Below are 23420 nucleotides of genomic sequence, written 5' to 3'. Positions count from 1 at the left end.
CGCCCGGGGCTGAAACCCGGCTGAAGCCGTGCTGAACCGCCACGGCCGCAAGCTCTGCGGCATGACTTCGACAGACAGCGAACTCGCCATCGCGGCCACCGGGTTGCGCAAAGCCTACGGGGACAAGACGGTCCTCGACGGCATCGACCTCCTGGTACCGGCCGGCACGATCTTCTCCCTCCTCGGGCCGAACGGCGCCGGCAAGACCACGGTGGTCAACATCCTGTCCACCCTGATCTCCGCCGACGGCGGCCACGCCCGGATCGCCGGCCACGACCTCACCGCCGGGGCCCAGGCGGTACGGGCCGCCATCGGGGTCACCGGACAGTTCTCCGCCGTGGACGGCCTGATCACCGGCGAGGAGAACATGCTCCTCATGGCCGACCTGCACCACCTCTCCAAGAGCGAGGGACGGCAGGTCACCGCCGAACTGCTGGAGCGCTTCGACCTCACCGAGGCCGCGCGGCAGCCCGCGTCCACCTACTCCGGCGGCATGAAGCGCCGCCTCGACATCGCCATGACCCTGGTCGGCACCCCGCGGATCATCTTCCTCGACGAGCCGACCACGGGTCTCGACCCGCGCTCCCGCCACACCATGTGGCAGATCATCCGCGAGCTGGTCTCCGGCGGGACCACCGTCTTCCTCACCACCCAGTACCTGGAGGAGGCCGACCAGCTCGCCGACCGCATCGCGGTGCTCAACGGCGGCAAGCTCGTCGCCGAGGGCAGCGCCGAGGAGCTCAAGCGGCTCGTCACGGGCGGCCACGTACGGCTGCGGTTCTCCGACCCGGTGGCGTACGAGCGGGCGGCCACCGCGCTGCGCGAGACCACCCGCGACAACGAGGCGCTCGCCCTGCAGGTCCCCAGCGGCGGCACCCAGCGCGAACTGCGCGCCATCCTCGACTGGCTCGACGCCGCCGGCATCGAGGCCGACGAACTCTCCGTGCACACCCCCGACCTGGACGACGTGTTCTTCGCCCTGACGGGCCACCCCGTAGCTGCCACCGACAAGGAGACCGTCCGATGAGCACCGCACCCCATTCCCTGCGGGCCTACCCCTTCCGCGACAACCTCACCATGCTGCGGCGCAACCTCCTGCACGCCCGCCGCTACCCCTCCCTCACCCTGAACCTCCTGCTCACCCCGGTCATCCTGCTGCTCCTCTTCGTCTACGTCTTCGGCAACGTGATGAGCGCCGGCATCACCGGCGGGCACGCCGACCGGTCCGACTACGTCGCCTACATCGTCCCCGGCATCCTCTTCCTGACCCTGGGCATGACCTCGCTCGGCACCTCGGTGTCCGTGGCCACCGACATGACCGAGGGCATCATGGCCCGGTTCCGCACCATGGCGATCTCCCGCGCCTCCGTGCTGATCGGCCATGTGCTGGGCACCGTGATCCAGACGCTGATGGCGCTGGTCCTGGTCCTGGGCATCGGACTGGCCATCGGGTTCCGGCCGAACGCGACACCGGTGGAGTGGATCGCGGCCGTCGGGCTGATGGCACTGGTCAGCCTCGCGCTGACCTGGATCGCGGTCGGCATCGGCCTGGCGAGCCCCAACCCCGAGGGGGCCAGCAACATGGGCTATCCGCTGGTCATGCTGCCGTTCCTGTCCAGCGCGTTCGTCCCGGTGGACGCCATGCCGGGCTGGTTCCGCTGGTTCGCCGAGTACCAGCCGTTCTCGCCGTTCATCGAGACCCTGCGGGGTCTGCTGCTGGGCAGCGGGATCGGTACGAAGAACGCCGTGCTGTCCCTCGCCTGGTGCCTGGCGCTGACCGTGCTCGGCTACCTGTGGTCCAAGGCGCAGTTCAGCCGCGAGCCCCGGCAGTGAGCTCGTGCAGGGCCACGACCCGCAGTTGATCCCGCCCCAGGGCCGCGTACTCCGATCTCGCGTCGGCGTACGCGGCCCGGTCCGCGTTCTCGGCCGCCTCCCGGGACCGGGCCCAGGCCAGGGTGGGAACCTCCCGCACCGCGGGCATCCGTTCCGCCAGCGCCACGAGCCGTACGGCCGTCGTGTCGCCCCTGGCCAGCCCGGCGAAGCCGAGGGCCAGCAACGCGGAGCCGTACACCTGCAGTTCCACCGGAGACCGCTCCGCCGAGGAGCCGTTCCCCGTGGAGCCATCCCCAGAGGAAAGGTGCCCGGAGGAACTGTGCCCCGCGGAGCCGTTCCCCGGGGAAACGTGCCCCGAGCCGTCCCCCGAGGAGCCGGACAGCATCCCGAGGAGCCGCTCCCGCAACTGCCCGGCCAGCGCGGCCACCGGTTCGAGCCGGCCGTGCTGCGCATGCGCCGCCAGCGCGGCCGACTGCACCTGCAGCGCCCAGGGATCCACGAACGGATCGCCGGCGAGCAGCGCGCTGTCCTCCCGGATCCGCTCGACCGCCCGGCGCCACAGCCCGAGCCCGACCTCGGTCAGCCCCCGGGCCAGCGCGATCTCCGCCCGGGCCACCAGATCGGGAGCGTAGATCCGGCTGGACTCCGGCTGCTGGTCCAGGGCCGCGAGTTCCAGCCAGTACTCCGCCTCGTCGATCTCCCCGCGCAGGAGACAGGCGAGCACCAGCCCCCAGCGGACGCCGATCGAGTCCGGCCAGCCGTCGAACTCGTCGAGCGTCCGCAGCGCGGCCCGCAGATGGTCGTACGCCTCCTCGCCCAGCTCGGCCTGCACGCACAGTTCGCTGATCCGCCCGTGACTGAGCAGCCGCATGGCCGGGTTGCGCAGCGCCCCCAACGTCTCGGGCATCCGGCGGGCGCAGTCCAGGGCCCGCTCCGTTTCGTGCTCGGCTTCCCACACGTAACTGGCGACGCCCCACGCCGTGCCCGCCAGCAGGGGCGCGTCAGAGACGCAGAGCTCCTGGAGCCGCGCGTACTCCGGCGGGCGGATGTCCGGGGTGGCACCGAGCACGAGGGCCATCGCCCGTACGACCGTGTCCGGCGGGGCGGGCGGCAGCCGGCGCAGGGTGACGAGCTGCCGTACGGCGTGCGGGCCGAGGCCCACGAAGAGGGCACCCGTGCACACCGCCGCCGCGCTGCGGGCCGCCTCCACGTCCTCGGGGACGTCCGGGCCGGGGCGGAAACGGGACAGCGGGCCGCCGGTCTCGGCGCACAGGGTGAGCAGCCGGGCGTAGCTGGAGTCGGTGACCCACAGGGAGGCCAGCACGGCGGTGACCGCCGCGGTGGTGGGCCCGTCGGCGCGGGCCAGCGCGTACCGCAGGGCCAGGACGAGGTTGTCCTGCTCGGCCCGGATACGGAACCACGCGGGCACCGGGTCGCTGCGGAACAGCGCGTCGTGGTGCGCCCGCCCGAAGTCCCGGGCCCAGACCAGGAACCGGCCGGTCACCGCCTCCTCCTCGCCGGCCTCGGCGCGCCGGGCGGCACCGAACTCCCGCAGCGTCTCGAGCATGTGGAAACGAACCCCGGACGGGCTGTCGCCCACCTTGAGCAGGGACTGACCGGCCAGTTGCTCCAGCAGGGTCAGCGCGTCCCCGCTCTCACCGAGCAGGCACTCGGCCGCCTCCTCGGTGAAGCCTCCGGGAAACACCGACAGGGCACGCAGCGCGGCCTGGCCGTCGGCCTCCAAAAGGTTCCAGCTCCACTCGACCACGGCCCGCAGGGTGCGATGCCGCTCGGGCGCGTCCCGGGCACCGCCGCGCAGCAGCGTGAAACGGTCCTGCAGGCGGCGCGCGATGTCGGCCACGGACAGCACCCGCACCCGGGCCGCGGCCAGCTCCACGGCCAGCGGCAGCCCGTCCAGATGGCGGCAGATCTCGGCCACCTGGTGGGGCGGCAGTTCCACACCGGGCCGGGCGGCCCGCGCCCGCTGCCCGAAGAGCTCCGCCGACGTCGCCGGCGAAAGCTCCGGCAGGGCGTACACGGACTCCGAGGTCAGCCCCAGCGGAGCCCGGCTGGTGACCAGCATCCGCAGCTCCTTCGACCGGGAGACCAGCGTCTGTACGAGATGGGCGGCGCCGGCGATCACCTGCTCGCAGTTGTCCAGCACCAGCAGCGCGGGTCCCGCGCCCAGCGCGGCGACGATGCCGCTCACCGGGTCCCCGCCCCCGCTGAACCGCCCGCCCTCCCCGGCACCGACGGCCGAGGCCACTTCGCCGGGGACGTCGTCGTCGGCCAGGACACCGGCCAGGCTGACGAAATGCACCACGGGCTGTTCGGCCGCCCGGCTCACCGCGTGGGAGAGCCTGGTCTTGCCCAGCCCGCCGGGACCGACGACGCTGACCACCCGGAAGGTGCGCAGCAACTCGCCCACGGCGGCGACATCGGCGTCCCGCCCCACCAGGGGGTTCGGCTCGTGCGGCACCCCGTGCCGGACTTTAGGCACGTCCGACCGCACCAACTCCTGGTACACGGTCCTGAGTCCGGGCCCCGGATCGGTTCCCAGCTCATCCCGCAGCCCGCGGCGATAGGCGTCGTACCGGGTCAGTGCCGCGGCCCGCCCGGCGGTCACGGCCTCGCACCGCAGCAGCTCCGCGAGCACCTCCTCGTCCCGCGGCAGCTCGCGGCCCAGCGCGGTCAGCGGCGCCGCGGCCTCCGCCCGTCGCCCCAGCCGGGCCAGCGCGAGCGCCCGGGCCCGGACCAGCGCGCCATGGGCCCGGGCCCGCTCGGCGCGCAGCGCCACCACCGGATCGTGCAGGTCCTCTCCGGCACCGGCGCCCACGCTCCCGTCCCAGAGCGCCAGACCGGCCTCGGCCTGGGCCAGGGCACCGGCGTGATCCCCCGCCCGTGCCCGCTCGTCACTGCCCGCCTCGTGCAGCAGTAACGCGGAACTGTCGACCTGCGTCTCGTCCAACGCCAGCCGGTACCCCGTCGGCGTGCTCACGATCAGCTCGGCACCCAACTGCGACCTCAGCCGCGACACCAGGACCTGCACCGCCTTGCCCGGCCGCTCCGGAGACTCGTCCGGCCACAGCCCCTCCACCAGCCGGCCGGTGCTGCATCCGCCGCGCAGATCCCCGGCAAGCAGCGCCAGCAGCCCGCGCAGCCGGGGTGCGGTGATCTCCCGTCCACGGCAGGAGACTCGGGGCAGCAGGGTCAGCTCGGTGGTCACCCGTGCAGACTAGTCAGAGGGTGGGATGAACGGGGGTGCTGCACGTCTTCGTTGGTGCTGCCGTGCCACTGAGGGCGCCGCCCGTGTCGGTGGTGCGCTGCTGCGTCCGTCGTGCGCTGCCTGTGTTCGTGGGGCGCTGCCCGTGCTCGTGAGTGCCGCCGCGCTCGTGGGGGTGCGCGCGGGCGCTCTCGCTCACGGGGCGAAGGAGCCTCCGAAAGCCGCGAAGGCGGCCTCCTGACGCCACTGGACGGCGGCCTTGGGGCTCGCGCCGACAAGACGACGGCACTCCGGCCCCGGCGGCCGACCCCCGCCGTGAATCCGCTCGCCGCCTGGAAGCTGTCCGGCGCAGTCGGCCACGGGCCGGTAGCCGTCACGCGTGGGGTTGCCCTGCCACAGACTCCGGCCGGGGAGGAAGGCGTACTGCAGGGAGGCGCGGGCCAGGTCCTTCAATTCCGGGTACGTCAGGCCGTACGTCTCGGCGGCGTACTGGTACTCGTGGCTGATGTCGACGCGGGAGACCCCCGGATCGTCGGTCGCCAGGACGACGGGTACGCCGTGGTCACGGTAGGTGCCGAAGGGGTGCCCGGCGCCGTGTACGCCGAGGATCTGGGCGTTGCTGGTGAACGGAACCTCGACGGCGGTCTGGCGCTCCGCCATCGTACGGGCCGTGCGCTGCCAGTCGTCCTCATGGGCGAGGTCGACGCCGTGCCCGATGCGGTCGACGCCCGCGACGCGCACGGCTGCCCTGATGTGGAACCTCAGGTCCTCGGGCTTGCCGAGCCCGGTCCACAACTCGCCCGCGTGCAGGGTCACATGGGCCCTCGGATACACGCTGCGCAGGTAGTTCACCATGCGCATCTGCAGGCTGTAGTTCCTGAGCGAGCTGTCCCAGTCCTCGGGCTGGACGAGGTTGACGGCCACGAAGCGGGGGTCGCGCTCGGCCAGACGCATGCCGAGGGCCAGCTCTGTGAAGACCCGTTCGGGAGACTCACCGCGGAAGGCCTGGTAGATCCGGCGCACGGCCAGCCGGCAGCCGGGTCGGGGCCGGTCGGTGCCGCAGCGGGCGGTGGCATGGAACTCGGCGTCCTCGTCGTCCGTTTCCTCCCGCGCGTCGGCCACGAGCCCGTCGAGCCCTCCGCCGGCGACCAGCCTGGTGTGCAGGGCGGCGAGATCGGGGTCCCAGCCGACCTCGTCCGCGAGCCGCCCGGCGCCGTCGGAGGCCGGGTTGACCATGGTCTCCAGATAGAACTGGCGCTGCGCCGCGGCCGTGTCGGCCACCTCGGCGAGCAGCTTGCCCGGGTGCCGCGAGGCCACCGCGCCGAACTTGTCGAACGTGGCGAAGAAGTGGTCGTGGCCGAGTTGGTCCGGCGGGAAGTCCTGCATGGACCAGGCGCGGATGATCGCGTCGCGGAAGCCGCGGTCCGTACGGGCGTCGGCGGCCGGCCGGGTGCCGGGGCCGCACGGCGGGACGACAGCGGTCAGCGTCGCCGTCCCGACACACAGCGCGTCCTCGGCGGCCAGTGCGATCAGATACTCGGTCCTGACCGCGCCGAAGAGGTGATTGTGCAGGTCACCGCCTTTGGGCAGCCGCAGAAAGAAGCGGCGCAGCAACCGCTGGTCACCGCGGATCGCCCCCAGGTACTCGGCCACCCGGGCCTCGCCGCCGGTCAAGGGCGCGGACGACGGAGTACCGTCCCCGCGCGCTGTGGCTGTGGCTGTGGCTGTGACTGTGGTTGTGGCTGCGGCCGGTGCTGCGGGCTCGGTGTGCTGGGCGGCCGCGGGCGAAGCGGTGGACAGGTACGCCACCAGACAGATCAGGGCCACGGCGGCGAGTGCCGTGCGGTGGGGGAAGCCCGGGGTGCGTCGCGTGCCGTCGTAGGTCGTCACACAAGGATGGTCATCACACCGGTTCGGCTACGGCCGGACAGCCACGCGGCACACACGGCAGCGCCACCCGGGCGGGCGCAACGGCGGAGGAGCGGTCGTCGCCCGCGTCAGCCGCTCTTCGATGGGCGGTGCGCGGAGACGATGTAGTAGTCGAGCAGACCGTCGCGATAGGCCGGCAGGAAATTGCGCGGCCACCGCACGGGCTGGTCGATACCGGAGAGGAAATGGTCCAGGCCCGGCCAGACATGACCGCCGATCGATTCGGCTCGCACCTCGGTCAGACCGGCGGAGTCCAGCGCGTCGAGCAGGGAGGCCAGCGGGTGGGCCACGTCCAGGCCGCAGGCGAAGCTGTCCAGCCGGGCGGCCAGTTCACCGCCCGCGGCCTCGGCGCCGACCGGCAGGAAGAAACTGGCGACGGCAAGACGGCCGCCGGGCCGCAGCACACGTGCGGCCTCGCGGACGAACGCGGCCAGGTCGCGAAAGTGCTGGGCGGCCTCCACGGAGTACAGCCGCCCGAACCGGCCGTCCTCGAACGGCATTTCCTCCGCCGCCCCGTGAGCGAAGCGGAGCCGCTGCGGCGCGCGGGCGAGTAGTTCGGCGTTGGCCCGCCGGGCCCGCTCCAACTGCTCGGGATGGATGTCCAGGCCGGTCACGGAGGCGAACCCGAACTCGTCCAGCGCGAGTACGGCACCGAGCCCGAGCCCACAGCCGACCTCGACGGCATGGGCGTCCGCCCCGTCGAGAGTGCCCAGCACACGACGGTAGAGATTCCGCTGACTGCGCACCCGGTCCTCGGCGGTCAAGGGCCGGTCGAGCGAAATCCCCTCCCAGTGACCGAAGTTGATGAACCCGCCCCCGAACGCCGGTGCTGAGCTGAGATCCTGCGGCCCGTAGACGGCACGCACGGCAGGCGCGACGTCGTCGCGGATACGGTCCACACGCTCTCCCTGTCGACGATCGAGTGTGCTCGCCCCTGTCCCCCCTGAGACGCATCGTGCCCCAGTCGGTCACCGTGAACCAGGGGACACCGGGCCGAGACCTCCGCCGGCCCAGCTCAGCAACGTAACCACTGACGCAGACGTGGCCGCACAGGACGGAACCCCGGTTTCAGCGGATGCGCACGTCGGCGACACTGGACTACGGCCGCCACCGAGGCGGCCGAAGCGGCGGCTGTGGCGGCTGTGGCCGCGGGGGCCGCGGCGGCCGAAGTGGCTATGAGGTCTTCAGGGGGACACATGGTGCTCTGGTCACGGCTGCGCCGGGGACGGCCGGCACCCAAGCTCCCTCTGCCCGGCCCGTGCTGGGCCCGCCGCCACACCCTGCGCACGGAGCGCCTCCTGCTCTACACCCCGGAGACGTCGCTGGACCTCGTCGCCGCCGCGGCGGCGGGCTCGGACCCCGAGGCCCAGCGATGGCTCAGCGGCCGCACCGAAGACATCATGACCGACGCGCGTGTCCGCGAGGCCGTGCTCAAGCTGTGCCCCGGTGACACCGAGGCCCTGCGTACCTCCCCCATGGCCCGGCGTCTGCTGTCCCAGTCCTTCCAACCCAGCCCCGACCAGGGAGAGATGCTGGTCGCCGTGCGCATGGACGACGGCAGATACGCCGGGCTCACGATGCTGCGAATCAGCACCGGGGAGATCGGCGGCTGGCTGGCTCCCCACGCGCGCGGCCTGGGCCTCGGCACGGAACTGTTCCAGGCCGCAGCCCACCTCGGCCACGCCCACCTGGGCCTCCAGACGGTACGCGCGGGACACGAGCCGACGAACGCCGCGAGCGCCCGGGCCCTGACAAACGCCGGCTTCCTCCCGACCGAAGGGCCGCCCCGCCATACCCTGGACAACGGCCGCGAGATCGACGCCCACTGGGTACGCCACACAGCACCACGCCCGACGACCCGCTGCCCCGGCACCGGACCCGGCACCGGACCACCATCACCGAGCGAACCGGCGGTGCGCCCCTAGAAGGCCGATGGAGGTCATTGGGCGGACCAGTTGGGCATGCGTGCCTGCGGGTAGCGTGAGCCGGCGGCGCCGTGCGGCACGATCTGCTGAACGCGTGCCAGCTCGTCCGCGGTGAGGTCGATCCGGGCAGCGGCGACGTTCTGGGCCAGCCGGTCCGGATCACGGGTGCCAGGGATGGGCACGATGTCGTCTCCCTGAGCCAGCAGCCATGCCAGGGCGAGCTGGGTGACCGTGATGCCCCGGGTCTGCGCCAGTGCCGTGAGGGACTGGATGGCGGCCAGGTTGCGCTCGTAGTTTCCGGGCTGCCAGCGGTCGTCCCGGCTGCGCATGTCGTTGGCCGGGTACGCCGCGGCCGGCTTCACCTCGCCGGTGAGGAACCCGCGGCCCAGTGGTGAGTACGGCACGAACCCGATGCCGAGTTCGCGGATCACCGGGAGGATCTCCGCCTCGACGGAACGCTCGAAGACGGAGTACTCCGTCTGGAGCACCGAGACGGGCGTCACCGCGTGCGCGCGGCGGATGATGTCCGGTCCCGCCTCGCTCAGGCCGAACCAGCGCACCTTGCCTTCGGCGATCAGCTCACCGACGGTTCCCGCCACGTCCTCGATGGGCACGTCGGGGTCGACGCGGTGCTGGTAGAGGACGTCGATGTGATCGGTGCCCAGGTAGCGCAGGCTGTTCTCGGCGACCTCCCGGATATGCTGCGGCCGGCTGTCCAGACGGGTGCCGATGTCCGACGGATCGCTCATGTCGAAACCGAACTTCGTCGCCAGTACGACCTCGTCCCGGAACGGTTCCACCGCCCGGCCCAGCAGCTTCTCGTTGCTGCCCTCGCCCAGCCCGTACATCTCGGCCGTGTCGAAGAGGGTCACCCCGAGTTCGTAAGCGCGGCGGATGGTGGCCTCGGACCGGGAGGTGTCCGAGTCCCCGTAGGCCATGGTCATTCCCATCGTGCCCAGTCCGACTGCTCCGACCTGCAGCCCCTGGGATCCGAGGCGTCGCTGAGGAAGTGCTGCGTTCTCACTGTTCATGCTGTCAACGCTAGGCATCACGACTCAGGCAGGCATGGGCACGCGCTGGCATATCCTTGCCTGAAACTCCCACCGGAGGGTGCATGCCAGCCGATCTCGCCGAGCTGATCAGCCGCCACCGCACCCGTCCGCGAACCCCCAGCGCGGTGCCCCGGCTGCGCGTCGTCGCGCTGGACACGCCGGTCCCGCCGACCGATGTCACCTACACGCCGATGATCTGCCTGGTGGCCCGCGGCGCCAAACGCACCGTGGTCGGCGCCCACAGCCGGGTGGCACGAGCGGGCGAGATGTACCTGAACCCGGTGACGACGCCGGTCGTCGCCGTGTTCGAGGAGGTGCCGTACCGCTCCGCGGTGCTCCACCTGGACGCCCGCCTGCTCGCGGACGTGGCGGCCGATGCGAGGCCCTCCCGGGGCTCTTACGAGCCCGAGGCCCTGGGAAGCGTGCAGGCCGACCCCGCCGTACTCGACGCGATGACGCGCTGGGTCCGCCTGCTCGACACACCCGAGGACATTCCCGCGCTGGCGGAACACCGGGAGGCCGAGCTTCTGTACCGGCTGCTGGAAAGCCCCCTGGGCGCGCAGTTGTGTGCGTGCGTCCTGGAGGACTCGGCCACCGGCCGGATACGCCAGGTGGCCCGGTGGATCACCGAACACGCGGCCGAACCGCTGCGCGTCGAGGACATCGCGCGCGAGGCCCGGATGAGCCCCACCAGCCTGCACCGCCAGTTCCGGGCCGTCATGGGCACAAGTCCGCGCCGGTTCCAGAAGGGCGTACGCCTGCAGGACGCCCGCCGTCGGATCCTCGCCGAGGGAGAGACGGCGACCGAGGCGGCGACCGCCGTCGGCTACGTCAGCGCCTCCCAGTTCAATCGCGAATACCGTCAGGTGTACGGCCTTCCGCCCCTGCAGGACGCCGTACGAATCCGCCGGCACCTCGCCGGCCTGGCCGACGCGGCCCACGGGGGAGAACCGGACACCACCGGGTGACAGGCCCGGCAGAGCGGCTTGACGTCACAAGCTGCGCCCGGGCGCGCGGCACGTGACGCCCGAGGCGAGGACCCCGACCACGACATCGGTCGCTGACACATCGCTGACGCATGGCCGAGCCGGAGGCCGGGCCCGTACGGCGTGCCGCTCGCGCCGCCGACCGGTCGGCCAGACCGGCGTTGAGCCCGCTCCGCACGGGGCGTACGAGCACCTGCCCGCCGGACGGTTCAGGCACCGGCTCCGCGCCGCCACCTCGAAGCCCTCCGGTCGCACGGCACCGCCGTCCGGAGCGGGCGATTCGGGCCTCTCACGCGTTTTCCAGCAGATTCGCGGAGTATGTCGTTCGGTGTCCGCTGTCGCCGGTGCGCCTTCCTGTTGGTGCGCACCGCCCTCGGACGACTGCGGCGAGACTAACCCGCCACCCAACTATGGGCACGACGGTGGCTGAGGTCTCCCAACCGGGTAATGGGGACGGTAGCGGCTCCGGGATTGGGCGAGGACGGGGCAGGCCTCGGCGCGGCGTTCACGGTCGAGCCAGGATCTGTCACGGCTGCCCGTACGGGTCGGACGACGCATCTGTCACGGGTGGGTGTAGTCGACCGCAGCGGGCTCGGCGTACTCGTCGAGTTCGGGCAGGTTCACGACGATGGGGTCGACGCCGGAGCGGATCACGGCCCATACCGTCTCGAATTCCGTGGAGGCGTTGATCTCCTGGTGGACGACGTGCGCGGGGACGAACACGAAGTCGCCGGGTCCGGCCTCCGCGGCGTTGTCCAGTTTGTCGCCCCATCGGAAGCGGGCCGTGCCGCTGATGATGTACAGGACCGTCTCCTGGTCGCCGTGGTGGTGGGGACCGGTGGCGGCGCCTGGCTTGACGGTGCTGCGGAAGGCCGACAGGTGGGCCGCGTCGGGGTTGCGCCCGTCGAAGGCGACCTCCCGGAACAGCCCCGGGGTCTGGGGGGTATCGCCGTCGTACTGGTCGCTGTGTACGACCCGGACCTGAGGGGTGGAGTGGGTGGCGCCCATGAGGATGTCTCTCCGGTGTCAGGGGGTGGTCTTCTTACGGCGGGCTCCGGTCTGGCCGCGACTGGACGGATGATGGCCGGGCTCATCAGGACCGCCACCTGAAGGCGCGCGCGGAGCGCGAGTCCCGCATCAGGCTCATCCCTCCGCACTTCGGTGCGATGCTCCGTCTGCACATCGCGCGGCACGGCACAGCGCCGGACGGTCGCCTGTTCCGCACGAGCCGTGGTGGCGTGATTCAAGACACAGGTTACGGCGAGGTGTGGGCCGATGCCCGCGCGTTCGTGCTGCCCCCAGGAAGCAGCCTCATCACTCGCTCGAAGGCCGTGCGACCTCCGGTGCGTCGGCGTCTCCTTCTGGCTCTTCAGCGGAGTCGATCCCATCGAGGTGGTGCGCCGAGCCGGGCACTCGGTGGCCGTGCTACTGCGCGTCGACGCGAGGGTTCTGGCTCAGGCCCAGGAACGCGCGAGCCGTCAGATTCAGGCTGGCCTGCGTGAATGGCATGGAGACAGCCCTGTCCCCTGGGGGACGCTTGGGGGACACGCACTCATCCGGGGTGGGATTCACCCGAGACAAGGTGAGATAAAGGGACCTTTTCGACTACTGTTTAATGAGTCCGTTCGAATGCGAAAAGATCCCCTCTGATCTGCGGAGACGTAGAACGGAGGGAGTTTCTCCTCTGGGCCGCCCGGGTCGTGGGCCGTGGCTCCGCAGCACTCCTTTCCTGGCGCCTAGGCACCAGAGAGAGTCAGCGTTCGGTATCGATCAACGGGCATGCGCTCGGCGCTCGTATATCGTCATCCTGCGGCCGCGGTCTTGTTTGTCGGCTACCGCTGTGAAGTACGTTCTCAGTACAGAGATCTTCATCCTGTCCCGATTGGCCGTTACCGGTTTCGCTACCGCAGTGGCATCTGTCACCAGCAAGATTCGTTGTTGTCGCAGCATCGCGGCGCGAATCCGCGTTGGAGTTGCCTCTACACCCTTCAGCGTTCCGGACCTCTCCGGGCTCTCCGCCAGGGCAATGTCGTGCAGTCCGGCGAAGGCTCTCGGCGAGACCGATTTGGTGTCTCGCCGGGCCGATGGGATGAACAGCACCGCACTGCCACTCTTCTTCGTCCGTTGTATGTCCGCTGCCACCGCGAGGACGTCGTCCACTCGGCTTTTGGGGGAGCGCTTGGACAGCGACTGTGGCAACTGAGCCACCATCGCCACGCCGACCACCAAAGGCAGGATCCACACTGACGCCCTAGGGAATCGCGGCCTAGCGGCCTGTATCACCGAGCCGATGATTCCGCCGACCAGCAGGGCGAGACCCAGCATGCTGAAGAGGATGTAGCGGTCCAGAAACAAAGGCTGGATTAGGGAAAGACCGATAAGGCCAAGCTGCGGCACCGCCAACAGCGGTAGCCCGACGGTCGCCAACGATGTCCGACCGGCTTGGGGCCGGTCAATCAGGGCTCCGATGCCACCGATCGCCAGCAGTACGGCCGGCCCGATCAGCATGTGCCAGGTCAGCGGCGGTATCCACGACACCTGCGCCGACTGGCCTCGACTGAAGAGGACCAGCGGCGACACACAAACCGCAGCAGCCGCAGCGACCGTCACCCAGCCAGTCCACACCGCCCGGGTGGTTCGGGACCAGGCCAGAGTCGCCAGGTGAGCCGGCAGAACCAAGAGCGACAGCCAGTTAAGCGCTGCGCAGACCAAAACCGTGCCGCCGTAGGCAGCCCAGTGCACCACACGGGCGCGTCCCTGGAGCATGGTGATGAGCAGCAGAGTCGAGACGCCAACTCCGGCCGCCACAAGCGCGTACGGCCGTCCCTCCTGCAGATAGAACTGCACCGCCGGAAGCAGCCCGAACGCCAGGCCGCCGGCCAAGCCCGCCCAAGTCCCGGCAAGCTGACGGCCGATGACCTCGACGCAGGCCGCTGCCACGCTCGTGGCAAGAACCGACGGGAGTCGCAACGTCGTGGTGCTGGCTCCGAAGCTTTCGAACAGCACATGCATCAGCAGGTAGTAGCACCCGTGCACGACGTCCACGTTCCCCAGCAGGTGCCATATCTCAGCCGTCGAGCGCTGAGCCACATTCCAGGTCGCGGCCTCGTCGCGCCACACACTGTCCTGCCGAGACAGCCCCCACATGCCGAGGACGAGCGTCCACAGCATCGGTATCAGCCAGAGAGGGACAGGGCGACGCAAAAGAACTATGGGTGATGGCATGAAATCTGTTCCGACCCTCAGGTTTGCGGTGCGGTGACCGGAATCGTCGGTCTGTGGACATGAAGGAGACTTCGCAACTGTTGGCAGCGCGTAGTCCAACAGGGAATTACATGAGCGCCACCGGCCGGCCGCGAGGCGTACGCACCGTAGCGTGCCTGTGCCGCCACGCCTGAGACCGGGGTGATCAAGAGCGCCGTCTCGGTGTCTGGGTGCCGTCTCTCTGGGATACGCGCCGAACGGCAAGCGTCGCCGCCCGAAGGTGTACGGCAAGACGAAGACCGAAGTCCGCCAGAAGGTCCGGGACTTGAAGAAGGAGGTGCAGACAGGCGTCAAGGCGCCGGTCAATTACACCGTGGCCGACGCGGTGAACGACTGGTTGGAGCGCGGGCTCAAAGGCCGCGATGAGAAGGGCACCATCGGCAAGAACCGCTCGATGGCGAACAAGCACCTGCTCCCGTTTATCGGCAAGTCCAAGCTGAAGGAACTCAGCGCGGACGACATCGACGACTGGTTGGACGGCAGGGCCGAGTTCCTCGCGACGCGAAGCCTCCGTGACCTGCTCGCCATCCTGCGCCGTTCCATCGCGCACGCGCAGCGCCGGGACAAGGCCGCGCGGAACGTCGCCCTGCTCGTCACCGCACCGGAGGGGCGCCCTGGCCGGCCGAGCAAGGCACTGAACTTGGATCAGGCGAAAGCCGTGCTCGCCGCCGCGCGCCCGTCACGGCTGTACGCCTACCTCGTGCTCTCGCTCCTGAGCGGTGTCCGTACGGAAGAGGCGCGGCCCCTCACCTGGGATCATGTCTTCCTGGAAACGAAGGACGGCACTCCGCCCCACGTCGCGGTGTGGCGCTCGGTGCGCAAGCACGGTGAGACGAAGACCAGGAAGAGCCGACAAACCATCGCTCTGCCGAAGCAGGTGGTCGACGTTCTCGAAGAGCACCTGAGGTGGCACAAGCAGGAGCGGGCATCGCGAGGGATGGAGTGGAGCCCGACCGGCCGCGTCTTCACGACCCGGACCGGCGGGCCGCTGGATCCGTCCCACGTCCGGCGTGACTTCAAGGCCATCGTGAAGAAGGCAGGGCTGAAGCCGGAGTGGACGCCTCGGGAGCTTCGGCACAGCTTCGTGTCCCTGCTCTCCGATCACGGCATCCCGTTGGAGCGCATCGCGCTCTTGGTCGGCCACAGCAGTCAGGCCACCACAGAGGCGGTCTACCGCAAGCAGCTCCGGCCGGTGATCACGGAGGGGGCCGAAGCCATGGATGACATCTTCGCCGAAGATCAGGAAGGGGACGAGAAGGCAGACTCGGGGAAGAGGACGGCGCGGTGGCCTGATCAACTTCGTTTGGCCCCCTGTTTGGCCCCCCAGGCACGACAGAGGGCAGGTAGTAAATTTACTACCTGCCCTCTGACCAGCGTCGGGGTGGCGGGATTTGAACCCACGGCCTCTTCGTCCCGAATAATGTGCGGAAAGATCGCTGGCCAGGGGCGCTTGGCTCCTGTGCAGGTCGGGGCGTTGGTATGAGTTGGTTCCGGTGGGTGGCGATCCGCACGACTTCCTTGATCCACTCCCCGTTTACTCCCCAGGGCTCACCCGTCGGGACGACGCAGACTCAGACGTATAGAACGGCGCCGCGCGCGAACTGTGAGGCCATTCGGCATGGTGCCCGGCGAAGCGCTGGTGGAGGTGTGAGCCTCCCTCGTGAGTAACTGCCCCCACGCTTTCCAACTGTGGTGGTGGGGTCTTCGGCTGAGTGCAGAGGTGTTCACCTGGGTTCATGGGCGGCTGGCCACCGGCATGCCCGTCGTCGTTTGCATCGGTGCGGAGTCGTCACCGTGATGGCTTCGCGCACGGGGATCAGCCCCGCCAGCGGCCGATCTGGTCCCAGTCGGCCTCGATGCTGCGCCGCGTGGCTCGGTCGCGGCTGACGGCTCCGGCGCGTTCACAGACCTGCACCATCAGAGGCATACCACCCTCCTCGTTGAGGCGGTGTCCGATGAGCCGGATCTCCACGATGGTGCGAAGCCAGTCCGCGACCGGCTCCTCACCCCGGACGAGCCGGTCGAGGTACGCCTTGTCCCGGCTACGGGACTGCTGCTTCTCTGTTAGACGGTTGAACGCGGCATTGTCGGCCTCAGACAGTCCGGCCAGCCGTGCCGCGACGGCTTCGTAGGGGTCCGGCAGCCGAGCGGCATCCTGCTCGCCCGGCTCTGCGCCGACTCCTGTCCGAGCTTCGGGCGGCCATGCGAACACGGGCGGTGCCCCCGTGGATGACGACCTGCCCGCCCGGCTGTTCAGAAGATCACGAAGCCAACCCATCCGAGATGTCGCCTCCCCTTCACTGATGTGGCAGGCAGCCTAGTAGCACGTCAACGTGTGGGACACAGAGCGAAGGACGAGACGGCCATAGTAGGGGCCTAGGACACCCTTTGCGCCACCGCTCGGCTACCGCAGCCCCGCCGAATACGAGACCGCACTCGCAGCCTGACCAACACACCGATGGTGTCCGTCAAAGCGGAACAAGCTCAGCTGTACTTCGCTGCTGTAGCGCACCGAGTTCCGTCGAGACCTGCGAAGTAGCGTGCATCGTGCAGAGGCTGCGTGAAGGACATCTGAAGTCGCGCTGCGCAGAGCCGTTCTGCGCTACGTTGCTAATCCTTTGACGTCTCGTCAGGTAGGGAGACGGCGTGGAACAGCCCGAGGCTGCGGATCTCGCGCTGGGGCGGGCCATCGTGGCGCGGATCGCGCCCGAGGAGCTGCCCTACTTCGACGAGACCGTGGCGAGCCTGCCCCGCCGTACGCGCAGCCGTGGCGGGCGGCGACCCAAGGAGGATCCGCTGGCCTTCGGCGGCGCCGCCGAACTGGTCGTCACCAGCATTGCCTGCGGGGTCGCTACCGAGGTGGTGAAGACGATGGGCGCGACGGTGGGCAGCGGGCTGGTTGCCCGGTTCCGGCGGCTGCTGACCCGCGGCCGCAGTGCAGCTCCGGCGGCGCCCGACCCCGGCGGGCAGGCATCGCCGCCGGCCCTCACCGAGGAGCGGATCGCCGATCTGGGGGCAGCCGCAGGACGTAGCGCTGTCCTCCTCGGTCTGCCGCCGGACCGCTCCGAGTTGCTCGCTGAAGCGGTCCGGGACCATCTGAGAGCGGCCGACCGGCCCAGCGCATGACGGCCACCGGGAGTGGTACGCCGCCCCTGGAGACGGTGCCGCCGCGCCGACCGCTGCCCTCGGGCACGCTCGTCGCGTTCGTGCTGCTGATCTGCGCGGTGCTGTCGTTCCTGTCGGTCCTGCACCCCGGCTACGCCGACTTCATCGCCGGTAACCGGGGCGGCGCCTCCGACCTCAACAACTGCGTCCGGGAGGCGATACGGAAGGCCGGCGGGACGGGCAACTTCATCCAGTCCCACACCGGGCGGCAGTGCGACTCCGGTGACGACCGCACCTCGCAGGGCATCCTCGTGTCGTATGTGATCCTCGCCGTGGCGACCGCCGTGCACTACCGGTTCCGGTCTGCCCGCCGCGCGCGCCGCCGCGGGGTGCGGCCGCTGGACCCGGCGCGCTTCCCCGCCCTGCACACGGAGACCGGCCGCCTGGCCGCCGGTGCCGAACAGGCCCGTAGGGCCACCTTCCTGGTGGACTTCCTCGACTCTGGGGTGAACGGCGTCACCTTCGGTCGCGCCGGCCACCGGCGGATCATCCTCAGCCGCGGCCTGATCCGCCTCCTCGACGGGAACACCTCAGACCGTGCCGCCTTCCGCGCCGTCGTCCTCCACGAACTGGCCCATCTACGCAACCGCGACGTCGACATCACTCTTGTCACCCTCGGGCTGCTGCGCTGCTACTTCGTGTTGATGCTGTTCCCCCAGATGTTCGGGGTCCTGTTCGGACTGCTCTTCGTGCCGGGCGCCGCCCCGTACGACGGGCCGGCGCTGTTCGACTTGGCCGTGTTCGGCGCGGTGCTGCTCGCCGCCCGCTCCGCCATCCTGCGGACCAGGGAGTTCCGGGCCGACGCCCGGGTCGTGGAGTGGATGGGTACAGCGCAGCCGTTGCTGCACGCCTTCGACCTCGCCTCGGCCGCGTCCGGCGGCCGCCCCCCACGGTCGGTGCGCGGCTGGTGGGCGAGGACCGCCCGCACCCATCCGACGTTCGCCCAACGTCGGGCCTGCCTGGCCGACGAGGCGCTGTTGATGCACCAGGGCTTCGGATTCGCCTTCGTCATCGGGTTCTGCCTGCCCGCCGCCTGGGACCCGGTCTCCTCGGTCACCGCACAGGTCCGGCAGGGCGGCGGCATCAGCGGCTGGTGGCCGCCATGGCTGATCACCCTGCTGCTTGTACTGGTGCTGCTGCTGACTGCGGTCCGTGCCTCGCTGCACCGGCTGAGGCATCGGGCGGGGGCGCCCTCGCCGGTGCCGTTCCGGCTAGGCGTGGGCCTCGGGGTGCTGGCGGGCTTCGCGCTTGCGCCCAGTGCGGTCGCCGACCATCTGATGCTGCCGGGGATGCGCCTCTCTTCACAAGCCTCCGGCTGGCTGGCGGTGGCGCTGCTCACACTGCTGTTCACCATGTGGTGCCAGTACCTCGGTGACTCCTGGGCATGTGCGGTGGACCTGGCGCGGCGGCCGTTCGCCACCCTCACGGGGGTGGGTCTCGTGGTGGCGTGGGCGGTAGTCGCGGAGGCAGGAACCGTCTTCGGGCTCCAGTGGCAGATCGAGTACGGCCAGTTCATGGACAAGCGCCTGGCCGCTCTGCCGGGCCCGCTGCACGCCGCGGTGTGGACGCAGTACACCTATATGACAGAGCTGCTCTCCCCTTGGTGGCTGCTCGCGCTGCTCGCGGTACTGCTGGGAGCGCCGCTGGCGGGTGCAATACGCGGGTGGCGGCTGGGTGGGTGCGTGGTGGTGCAGGACCTGCCGGGGCCAGCGCGGCGCGCCCTCGCCCCGGTGCTGGGTGCGACCGCGCTGACGGCGGTCCTGCTGCCGCCCGCCTACACCTGGTGGGCACATCAGCGCGGCCTCGATTGGCTGGCATCCCCGAGCCTCCTCACCCCGATCACGGTGGCCGCGGCAGCCGGGACGCTGGCCGGTGGGCTGGCCAGGACCCGCAGCATGGTGTGGGCAGTGGCTACCTCACTGGCGGTGGGTCTGCTGCTGGCGCTGCCGGTGCCGACGTTCGTGTGGAGTTTCCAACTGGGCGTCGGGGCCGAGGGTGCCGTCCTCGGCACCCTGCTCATCGCGGCGATCCCCCGCGGCCGCCTCCTGCCCCGGCGTACGGCGGCACTAGGCCGTTTCTGACAGCGCTTGAAACCGTCCGGCGACTGTCACAGGCGTGCCGGGCGAGACCGCCTGTGCCTCACGAGCCATCACGCGCAGCGCCGACGATCGCTCCGGTGGTCGACCAAGAGCCATCAGAAGCGCCCTATTCAACTGTCGTCAGTTCTGACTCTGCGACTCCAATCCGGCGGCCAAGCGGCGCGGCTGAGGCAAGCGCGCTGGACGCTCTCGGAACCGCGGCCCCGAGAAGGTAGTGACTGACGCTCTCGGAATCCTGCTGACAGCCGAACGCGCTTCGCTGCTGTCTGGCCGTCACGACGAATTCGTAGCCGTGGTCCTGAAGGGCTACACCGGCATGCGATGGGGCGAAATCGTCGGCCTGGAGCGCAAGTTCGTCCGCCCTGCCCTCGGTACGGGTGGACTGGCAGCTCTACGAACTCGACTCGGGTGAGTTCGAGCGCTGCCCGCCCAAGGACGACTCCTATCGGACCATCGACACGCCGAAGTGGCTGTCTGGCTTGGTCGCCGGCCATATCGCCCGGACCGAGTCGACACCCTGCCCGTGCCACGAGAACGCCTACGTGTTCCGTGGCCACGGTCCTGCTAACGGCGCCGCCCGGCACGTCGGCGCAAAGTTGGTCGACGTGGCCCGCCGCGCCGACGTCTCCGCGGCAACGGTCTCGAACGTGCTGAACCGGCCCGACACGGTCGCGGAGCGGACGCGGATCAGGGTGGAGACAGCCATCGCGGAACTCGGCTACGTCCGCGCGGGCCAGTCAGCAGAGACGGCCGCACACTGGCGTCGTACCGGTTTCGCTACCTGGCTGTTCCATCCGGCCACGACGGGGTGGTACCCGAAGAAGGCGCCGCAGGAGGCGCGCCCTGTACCCGTGATGGCGCACCCTTGGCCAGGGGTGCCGGCGCGCGGCCGGAATGCCTCTGGTCGTGCTGACGCATGCTGGCTGCCGATCGCGCGAGGCCTGACTCCGCACGGGCTTCGGCACTCCCACAAGACAGTCATGGAGGAACTCGGGACCCCGCCCAAACTCATGGACGAACGGATGGGACACGAGGATGGCTCTGTGCAAGCCCGTTACTCGCACATCACGGCACGGATGAGGAACCGGCTCATGGGCGAACTGACCGAGCAGTGGGAGGGAGCGTTGGCGGCACGGTCTGCCATGCACCCACGATCACCGGTGCGCGCGCTCGATGCGCTGTTGAAAGCGCGTGAGAGGTGACGTTCGGGGAGTGGAGTTCCTTGATCCACTCCCCGCTCACTCCCCAGGGACCCTGAGGAACGAGTCAGGGCCGGTTTCCCGTGAAGGAAAACCGGCCCTGACCTGCTATTTCGGCTGTCGGGGTGGCGGGATTTGAACCCACGGCCTCTTCGTCCCGAACGAAGCGCGCTGCCAAGCTGCGCTACACCCCGGTGTCGCTGCTGTACTGCTTGTCGCGGCGACGTCGTTTACTTTAGCCCACCGGTGGCTGGAGACGAAATCCGGTTTATGGGCGGCGGCCGACAGGGTTCGGGCGGGTGTGGTCCACGGCCACCAGGAGGACCGCCAGGGCGTAGAAGGCGAGGCCCAGCAGGAGGGCGTTGGCGAGGGTGCCGCGGTAGCCGTGTTGCTCGGCGTCCAGGAAGGGGTAGAGGTAGCGGCCCGGGGTGCCGGGGAGGAGCAGGTCCGCTCGGGTCAGGTAGAACGCCAGGTAGGCCAGGGGGTAGAGCATCCAGCCCGCCGTCTGACGGAGGTGGAGGCGGCCGCGAGGCGTGAGGATGAGCCAGTCCACGAGGGCGGCCGCGGGTGCCGCCGTATAGAGGAGCTGCAGGGCCAGCCACTGGGGGTGCCAGGCCACCGGGGGGTGTGTCGCGCCTGTCATGGAGAAGGGGGGAGTGGTGTGGCCCAGGAGCAGGTGGTAGACCAGGGCCGAGATTACGGCGTAGAGAAGGGCCGCTCCCGTCAGGGACGAGGACAGCGGGCGGGACGCTTGCCAGGCGCGGCGGGCCGAGGCGAGGCTGACCAGGGCCAGGAGTATCGCCGCCTGTATGCCGAAGTAGCTCAGGATCTGGCCCGGGCTGCCCAGCAGCAGTTCCAGGGCGACGCCCGCCGACGCCAGCACGGCCGTCAGGAGGCGGAAGACCGCGGTCAGGGGGCGGCGGGCGGGGGCCACCACCGCCGTCGCCGGAACGTGTCCGGGCAGCAGTACGGGCGTGCCCGGGACCGCGGGGAGGTCCGGGATGTCCCGGGGTATCGGAGCCGTCATGCCCTCAACATAGGAAGAAAGGGGCATATGTGGCATGTCGGCCTACGCCGGGTGGGTTACCGGTGGGTGAGCGGGTGGGTTGTCCCCCGCCGGATCCGCTCCCCGCTCCGCCAACCCCTATTCCCGTCCCACCAACGTCAGCAGTGTCGCCTCCGGTGGGCACGCGAAGCGGACCGGGGTGTAGCGGTTCGTGCCGCAGCCCGCCGAGACGTGGAGGTATGACGTACGGCCCTCCGCCGTGTGCAGTGAGAGGCCCTTCACGCGGTCCGTGTCCAGGTCGCAGTTGGTGACCAGGGCGCCGTAGAAGGGGACGCAGAGCTGGCCGCCGTGGGTGTGGCCCGCCAGGATCAGGGGGTAGCCGTCGGCCGTGAAGGAGTCCAGTACGCGCAGGTACGGGGCGTGCACCACGCCCACCGAGAAGTCCGCCGTACCGGACGGACCGCCCGCCACCTGCACGTAACGGTCCCGCTTGATGTGCGGGTCGTCCAGTCCCGTCAGCTCCACCGAGACGCCCTCGATCTTCAGGACGCCCCGTGTGTTCGTCAGGTTCAGCCAGCCCGCCCCGTCGAAGGCGTCCCGCAGGTCCTCCCACGGGTTGTGGATCGCGCCTACCGCCGGCGGGTTGCCGTTCAGGCCGTGGTTGCCGCTCGTCTTCTCCAGCAAGTAGCGGGCGGGGTTGCGGAGTTTGGGGCCGTAGTAGTCGTTGGAGCCGAAGACGTACGCGCCGGGGAAGTCCAGCAGGGGACCGAGCGCGTCCAGGACCTCGGGGACGCCCTCAGGGTCCGACAGGTTGTCGCCCGTGTTGATCACGAAGTCCGGGCGCAGACCCGCCAGCGACCGCAGCCAGCGCTGCTTCTTGCGCTGGCCGCTCACCATGTGGATGTCGGAGACCTGGAGCACGCGCAGCGGGCGCATCCCCGGCGGCAGGACCGGGACCGTCACCCGGCGCAGGCGGAAGGAACGGACCTCGAAGCCGGCCGCGTACAACACACCGGCGGCGCCGAACGCCGCGATTCCCAGGGGTACTCCGTATCGAGCGCGCATACGACCATCGTGACAGACGCGGAGCGGGACCAATGACTGGCCGCGGACAACGGCCGCGGACAACGCGGACAACAGGGGCGGGTAAATCGGCGGGCGTTCCGCAGGCGGCACCTGCGACAATCGGGACCATGACCACCACGCTCAAGTCGAAGCTGCACGACGACCTCAACTCCGCGATCAAGGAGCGCGACGAGCTCCGCTCCTCCACGCTCCGGCTGACGCTCACGGCGATCACCAAGGAGGAGGTCGCGGGCAAGGAGAAGCGCGAGCTCTCCGACGACGAGGTGCTCAAGGTGATCGCCAAGGAGGCGAAGAAGCGCCGGGAAGCGGCCGATGCCTTCGCGCAGGGTGGCCGCCCCGAGAGCGCCGAGCGGGAGAAGGCGGAGGGCGAGCTCCTCGCCGAGTACCTGCCCAAGCAGCTCAGCGACGAGGAGCTGGACGGGATCGTCGCCGCGGCCGTCGAGGAGGCGAAGGCGGCGGGCGCCGAGGGGCCGCGGGCCATGGGCGCCGTGATGAAGATCGTGAACCCGAAGGTGGCCGGACTCGCCGAGGGCGGTCGGGTCGCCGCCGCTGTGAAGAAGCGGCTCCAGGGCTGACACCGGGAGCTTCGGGCGGTACGACGGCGGGGCCGCACCCCGCTCACAGGGGTGCGGCCCCGCCGTCATACCTGCAAC

At 70.1% G+C, this 23420-nt stretch carries 17 protein-coding genes, 1 tRNA gene and 2 pseudogenes; 10 read left to right on the top strand and 10 right to left on the bottom strand.

Annotated features, from left to right (window positions below; genetic code table 11):
* Nucleotides 1-61: 61 nt before the first annotated feature.
* Together ABZ396_RS21190 and ABZ396_RS21185 are read left to right on the top strand one after the other, a co-directional pair.
* Nucleotides 62-1027 carry an ATP-binding cassette domain-containing protein gene (locus tag ABZ396_RS21190; protein WP_358917729.1) on the top strand — a complete coding sequence of 322 codons (966 nt, stop codon included), beginning with the start codon at nucleotides 62-64 and terminating at the stop codon, nucleotides 1025-1027.
* The gene (locus ABZ396_RS21185) at nucleotides 1024-1833 is read left to right on the top strand and encodes an ABC transporter permease (RefSeq protein ID WP_358917731.1); all 810 of its coding nucleotides are present in this window, start codon (nucleotides 1024-1026) and stop codon (nucleotides 1831-1833) included. Before ABZ396_RS21190 ends, ABZ396_RS21185 begins: the two co-directional genes overlap by 4 nt.
* On the opposite strand, the gene ABZ396_RS21180 is transcribed toward ABZ396_RS21185, so the two are convergent.
* From ABZ396_RS21180 to ABZ396_RS21170, 3 genes are all read right to left on the bottom strand, one after another.
* Nucleotides 1811-5059: a BTAD domain-containing putative transcriptional regulator gene (locus ABZ396_RS21180; protein ID WP_358917733.1), complete on the bottom strand. Its 3249-nt coding sequence runs from the start codon at nucleotides 5057-5059 to the stop codon at nucleotides 1811-1813. The genes ABZ396_RS21185 and ABZ396_RS21180 overlap by 23 nt on opposite strands.
* Before the next feature lie 192 nt (nucleotides 5060-5251).
* Nucleotides 5252-6946, bottom strand: coding sequence for an adenosine deaminase (locus ABZ396_RS21175; RefSeq protein ID WP_358917735.1), 1695 nt, complete (start codon nucleotides 6944-6946; stop codon nucleotides 5252-5254).
* A gap of 107 nt (nucleotides 6947-7053) precedes the next feature.
* A complete protein-coding gene (locus ABZ396_RS21170) occupies nucleotides 7054-7884 on the bottom strand; it encodes a class I SAM-dependent methyltransferase (protein WP_358917736.1) in 831 nt (276 codons plus the stop codon).
* 297 nt (nucleotides 7885-8181) lie between these two features.
* On the opposite strand from ABZ396_RS21170, the gene ABZ396_RS21165 reads away from it, so the two are divergent.
* On the top strand, nucleotides 8182-8910 hold the full coding sequence (locus ABZ396_RS21165) for a GNAT family N-acetyltransferase (RefSeq protein ID WP_358917738.1): 729 nt from the start codon (nucleotides 8182-8184) through the stop codon (nucleotides 8908-8910).
* A 14-nt stretch (nucleotides 8911-8924) separates the two neighbouring features.
* On the opposite strand, the gene ABZ396_RS21160 is transcribed toward ABZ396_RS21165, so the two are convergent.
* Nucleotides 8925-9941 (bottom strand): aldo/keto reductase, encoded by a 1017-nt coding sequence (locus tag ABZ396_RS21160; protein WP_358917740.1) that lies wholly within the window; start codon nucleotides 9939-9941, stop codon nucleotides 8925-8927.
* Between the two features lie 83 nt (nucleotides 9942-10024).
* On the opposite strand from ABZ396_RS21160, the gene ABZ396_RS21155 reads away from it, so the two are divergent.
* Complete coding sequence (locus ABZ396_RS21155; protein ID WP_358917742.1) at nucleotides 10025-10930, top strand: AraC family transcriptional regulator; 906 nt, start codon at nucleotides 10025-10027, stop codon at nucleotides 10928-10930.
* 579 nt (nucleotides 10931-11509) lie between these two features.
* On the opposite strand, the gene ABZ396_RS21150 is transcribed toward ABZ396_RS21155, so the two are convergent.
* A complete protein-coding gene (locus tag ABZ396_RS21150) occupies nucleotides 11510-11956 on the bottom strand; it encodes a cupin domain-containing protein (protein ID WP_358917744.1) in 447 nt (148 codons plus the stop codon).
* Between the two features lie 38 nt (nucleotides 11957-11994).
* Here ABZ396_RS21150 and ABZ396_RS21145 point away from each other — a divergent pair.
* A pseudogene (locus ABZ396_RS21145) lies at nucleotides 11995-12539 on the top strand (site-specific integrase); the annotation flags it as partial.
* 179 nt (nucleotides 12540-12718) lie between these two features.
* Here the strand turns inward: ABZ396_RS21145 and ABZ396_RS21140 are convergent.
* Nucleotides 12719-14119, bottom strand: a complete 1401-nt coding sequence (locus tag ABZ396_RS21140) for a hypothetical protein (RefSeq protein WP_358917746.1) — start codon at nucleotides 14117-14119, stop codon at nucleotides 12719-12721.
* 313 nt (nucleotides 14120-14432) lie between these two features.
* Between ABZ396_RS21140 and ABZ396_RS21135 the strand changes: the two genes are divergently transcribed.
* Nucleotides 14433-15695, top strand: coding sequence for a site-specific integrase (locus ABZ396_RS21135; protein ID WP_358917747.1), 1263 nt, complete (start codon nucleotides 14433-14435; stop codon nucleotides 15693-15695).
* 333 nt (nucleotides 15696-16028) lie between these two features.
* Here the strand turns inward: ABZ396_RS21135 and ABZ396_RS21130 are convergent, their stop codons facing one another.
* Nucleotides 16029-16424: a hypothetical protein gene (locus ABZ396_RS21130; RefSeq protein WP_358917750.1), complete on the bottom strand. Its 396-nt coding sequence runs from the start codon at nucleotides 16422-16424 to the stop codon at nucleotides 16029-16031.
* A 434-nt stretch (nucleotides 16425-16858) separates the two neighbouring features.
* Here ABZ396_RS21130 and ABZ396_RS21125 point away from each other — a divergent pair, with 434 nt between their 5' ends.
* The 3 genes and pseudogenes from ABZ396_RS21125 to ABZ396_RS21115 all read left to right on the top strand — a co-directional run.
* Complete coding sequence (locus ABZ396_RS21125; protein WP_358917752.1) at nucleotides 16859-17338, top strand: hypothetical protein; 480 nt, start codon at nucleotides 16859-16861, stop codon at nucleotides 17336-17338.
* Nucleotides 17335-19458, top strand: a complete 2124-nt coding sequence (locus ABZ396_RS21120; protein ID WP_358917754.1) for a M48 family metalloprotease — start codon at nucleotides 17335-17337, stop codon at nucleotides 19456-19458. Before ABZ396_RS21125 ends, ABZ396_RS21120 begins: the two co-directional genes overlap by 4 nt.
* Nucleotides 19459-19615: 157 nt before the next feature.
* Nucleotides 19616-20678, top strand: a pseudogene (locus ABZ396_RS21115) (LacI family DNA-binding transcriptional regulator); the annotation flags it as partial.
* A gap of 117 nt (nucleotides 20679-20795) precedes the next feature.
* Here the strand turns inward: ABZ396_RS21115 and ABZ396_RS21110 are convergent.
* The 3 genes from ABZ396_RS21110 to ABZ396_RS21100 all read right to left on the bottom strand — a co-directional run bounded on the left by ABZ396_RS21110 (nucleotide 20796) and on the right by ABZ396_RS21100 (nucleotide 22746).
* Nucleotides 20796-20869, bottom strand: a tRNA-Pro gene (locus tag ABZ396_RS21110).
* 74 nt (nucleotides 20870-20943) lie between these two features.
* Nucleotides 20944-21702: a Pr6Pr family membrane protein gene (locus tag ABZ396_RS21105; protein WP_358917756.1), complete on the bottom strand. Its 759-nt coding sequence runs from the start codon at nucleotides 21700-21702 to the stop codon at nucleotides 20944-20946.
* A 117-nt stretch (nucleotides 21703-21819) separates the two neighbouring features.
* Nucleotides 21820-22746, bottom strand: coding sequence for a metallophosphoesterase (locus ABZ396_RS21100; protein WP_358917758.1), 927 nt, complete (start codon nucleotides 22744-22746; stop codon nucleotides 21820-21822).
* A gap of 128 nt (nucleotides 22747-22874) precedes the next feature.
* Here ABZ396_RS21100 and ABZ396_RS21095 point away from each other — a divergent pair, with 128 nt between their 5' ends.
* Nucleotides 22875-23342 carry a GatB/YqeY domain-containing protein gene (locus ABZ396_RS21095; RefSeq protein ID WP_358917760.1) on the top strand — a complete coding sequence of 156 codons (468 nt, stop codon included), beginning with the start codon at nucleotides 22875-22877 and terminating at the stop codon, nucleotides 23340-23342.
* Nucleotides 23343-23420: the final 78 nt, after the last annotated feature.

This window comes from Streptomyces sp. NPDC005866 (assembly GCF_040629895.1).
Taxonomy (GTDB): Bacteria; Actinomycetota; Actinomycetes; order Streptomycetales; family Streptomycetaceae; genus Streptomyces.
The sequence above is the reverse complement of the archived record's forward strand: the minus strand, read 5'-3'. Positions and strand labels throughout refer to the sequence as shown.

Bases quoted from the DNA above. Each gene is read 5' to 3' on its own strand.
- ABZ396_RS21100 (WP_358917758.1), bottom strand. From the start codon at position 22,746: ATGCGCGCTCGATACGGAGTACCCCTGGGAATCGCGGCGTTCGGCGCC.
- ABZ396_RS21095 (WP_358917760.1), top strand. From the start codon at position 22,875: ATGACCACCACGCTCAAGTCGAAGCTGCACGACGACCTCAACTCCGCG.
- ABZ396_RS21105 (WP_358917756.1), bottom strand. From the start codon at position 21,702: ATGACGGCTCCGATACCCCGGGACATCCCGGACCTCCCCGCGGTCCCG.
- ABZ396_RS21165 (WP_358917738.1), top strand. From the start codon at position 8,182: ATGGTGCTCTGGTCACGGCTGCGCCGGGGACGGCCGGCACCCAAGCTC.
- ABZ396_RS21150 (WP_358917744.1), bottom strand. From the start codon at position 11,956: ATGGGCGCCACCCACTCCACCCCTCAGGTCCGGGTCGTACACAGCGAC.
- ABZ396_RS21140 (WP_358917746.1), bottom strand. From the start codon at position 14,119: ATGCTGTGGACGCTCGTCCTCGGCATGTGGGGGCTGTCTCGGCAGGAC.
- ABZ396_RS21190 (WP_358917729.1), top strand. From the start codon at position 62: ATGACTTCGACAGACAGCGAACTCGCCATCGCGGCCACCGGGTTGCGC.
- ABZ396_RS21185 (WP_358917731.1), top strand. From the start codon at position 1,024: ATGAGCACCGCACCCCATTCCCTGCGGGCCTACCCCTTCCGCGACAAC.
- ABZ396_RS21155 (WP_358917742.1), top strand. From the start codon at position 10,025: ATGCCAGCCGATCTCGCCGAGCTGATCAGCCGCCACCGCACCCGTCCG.
- ABZ396_RS21160 (WP_358917740.1), bottom strand. From the start codon at position 9,941: ATGAACAGTGAGAACGCAGCACTTCCTCAGCGACGCCTCGGATCCCAG.
- ABZ396_RS21120 (WP_358917754.1), top strand. From the start codon at position 17,335: ATGACGGCCACCGGGAGTGGTACGCCGCCCCTGGAGACGGTGCCGCCG.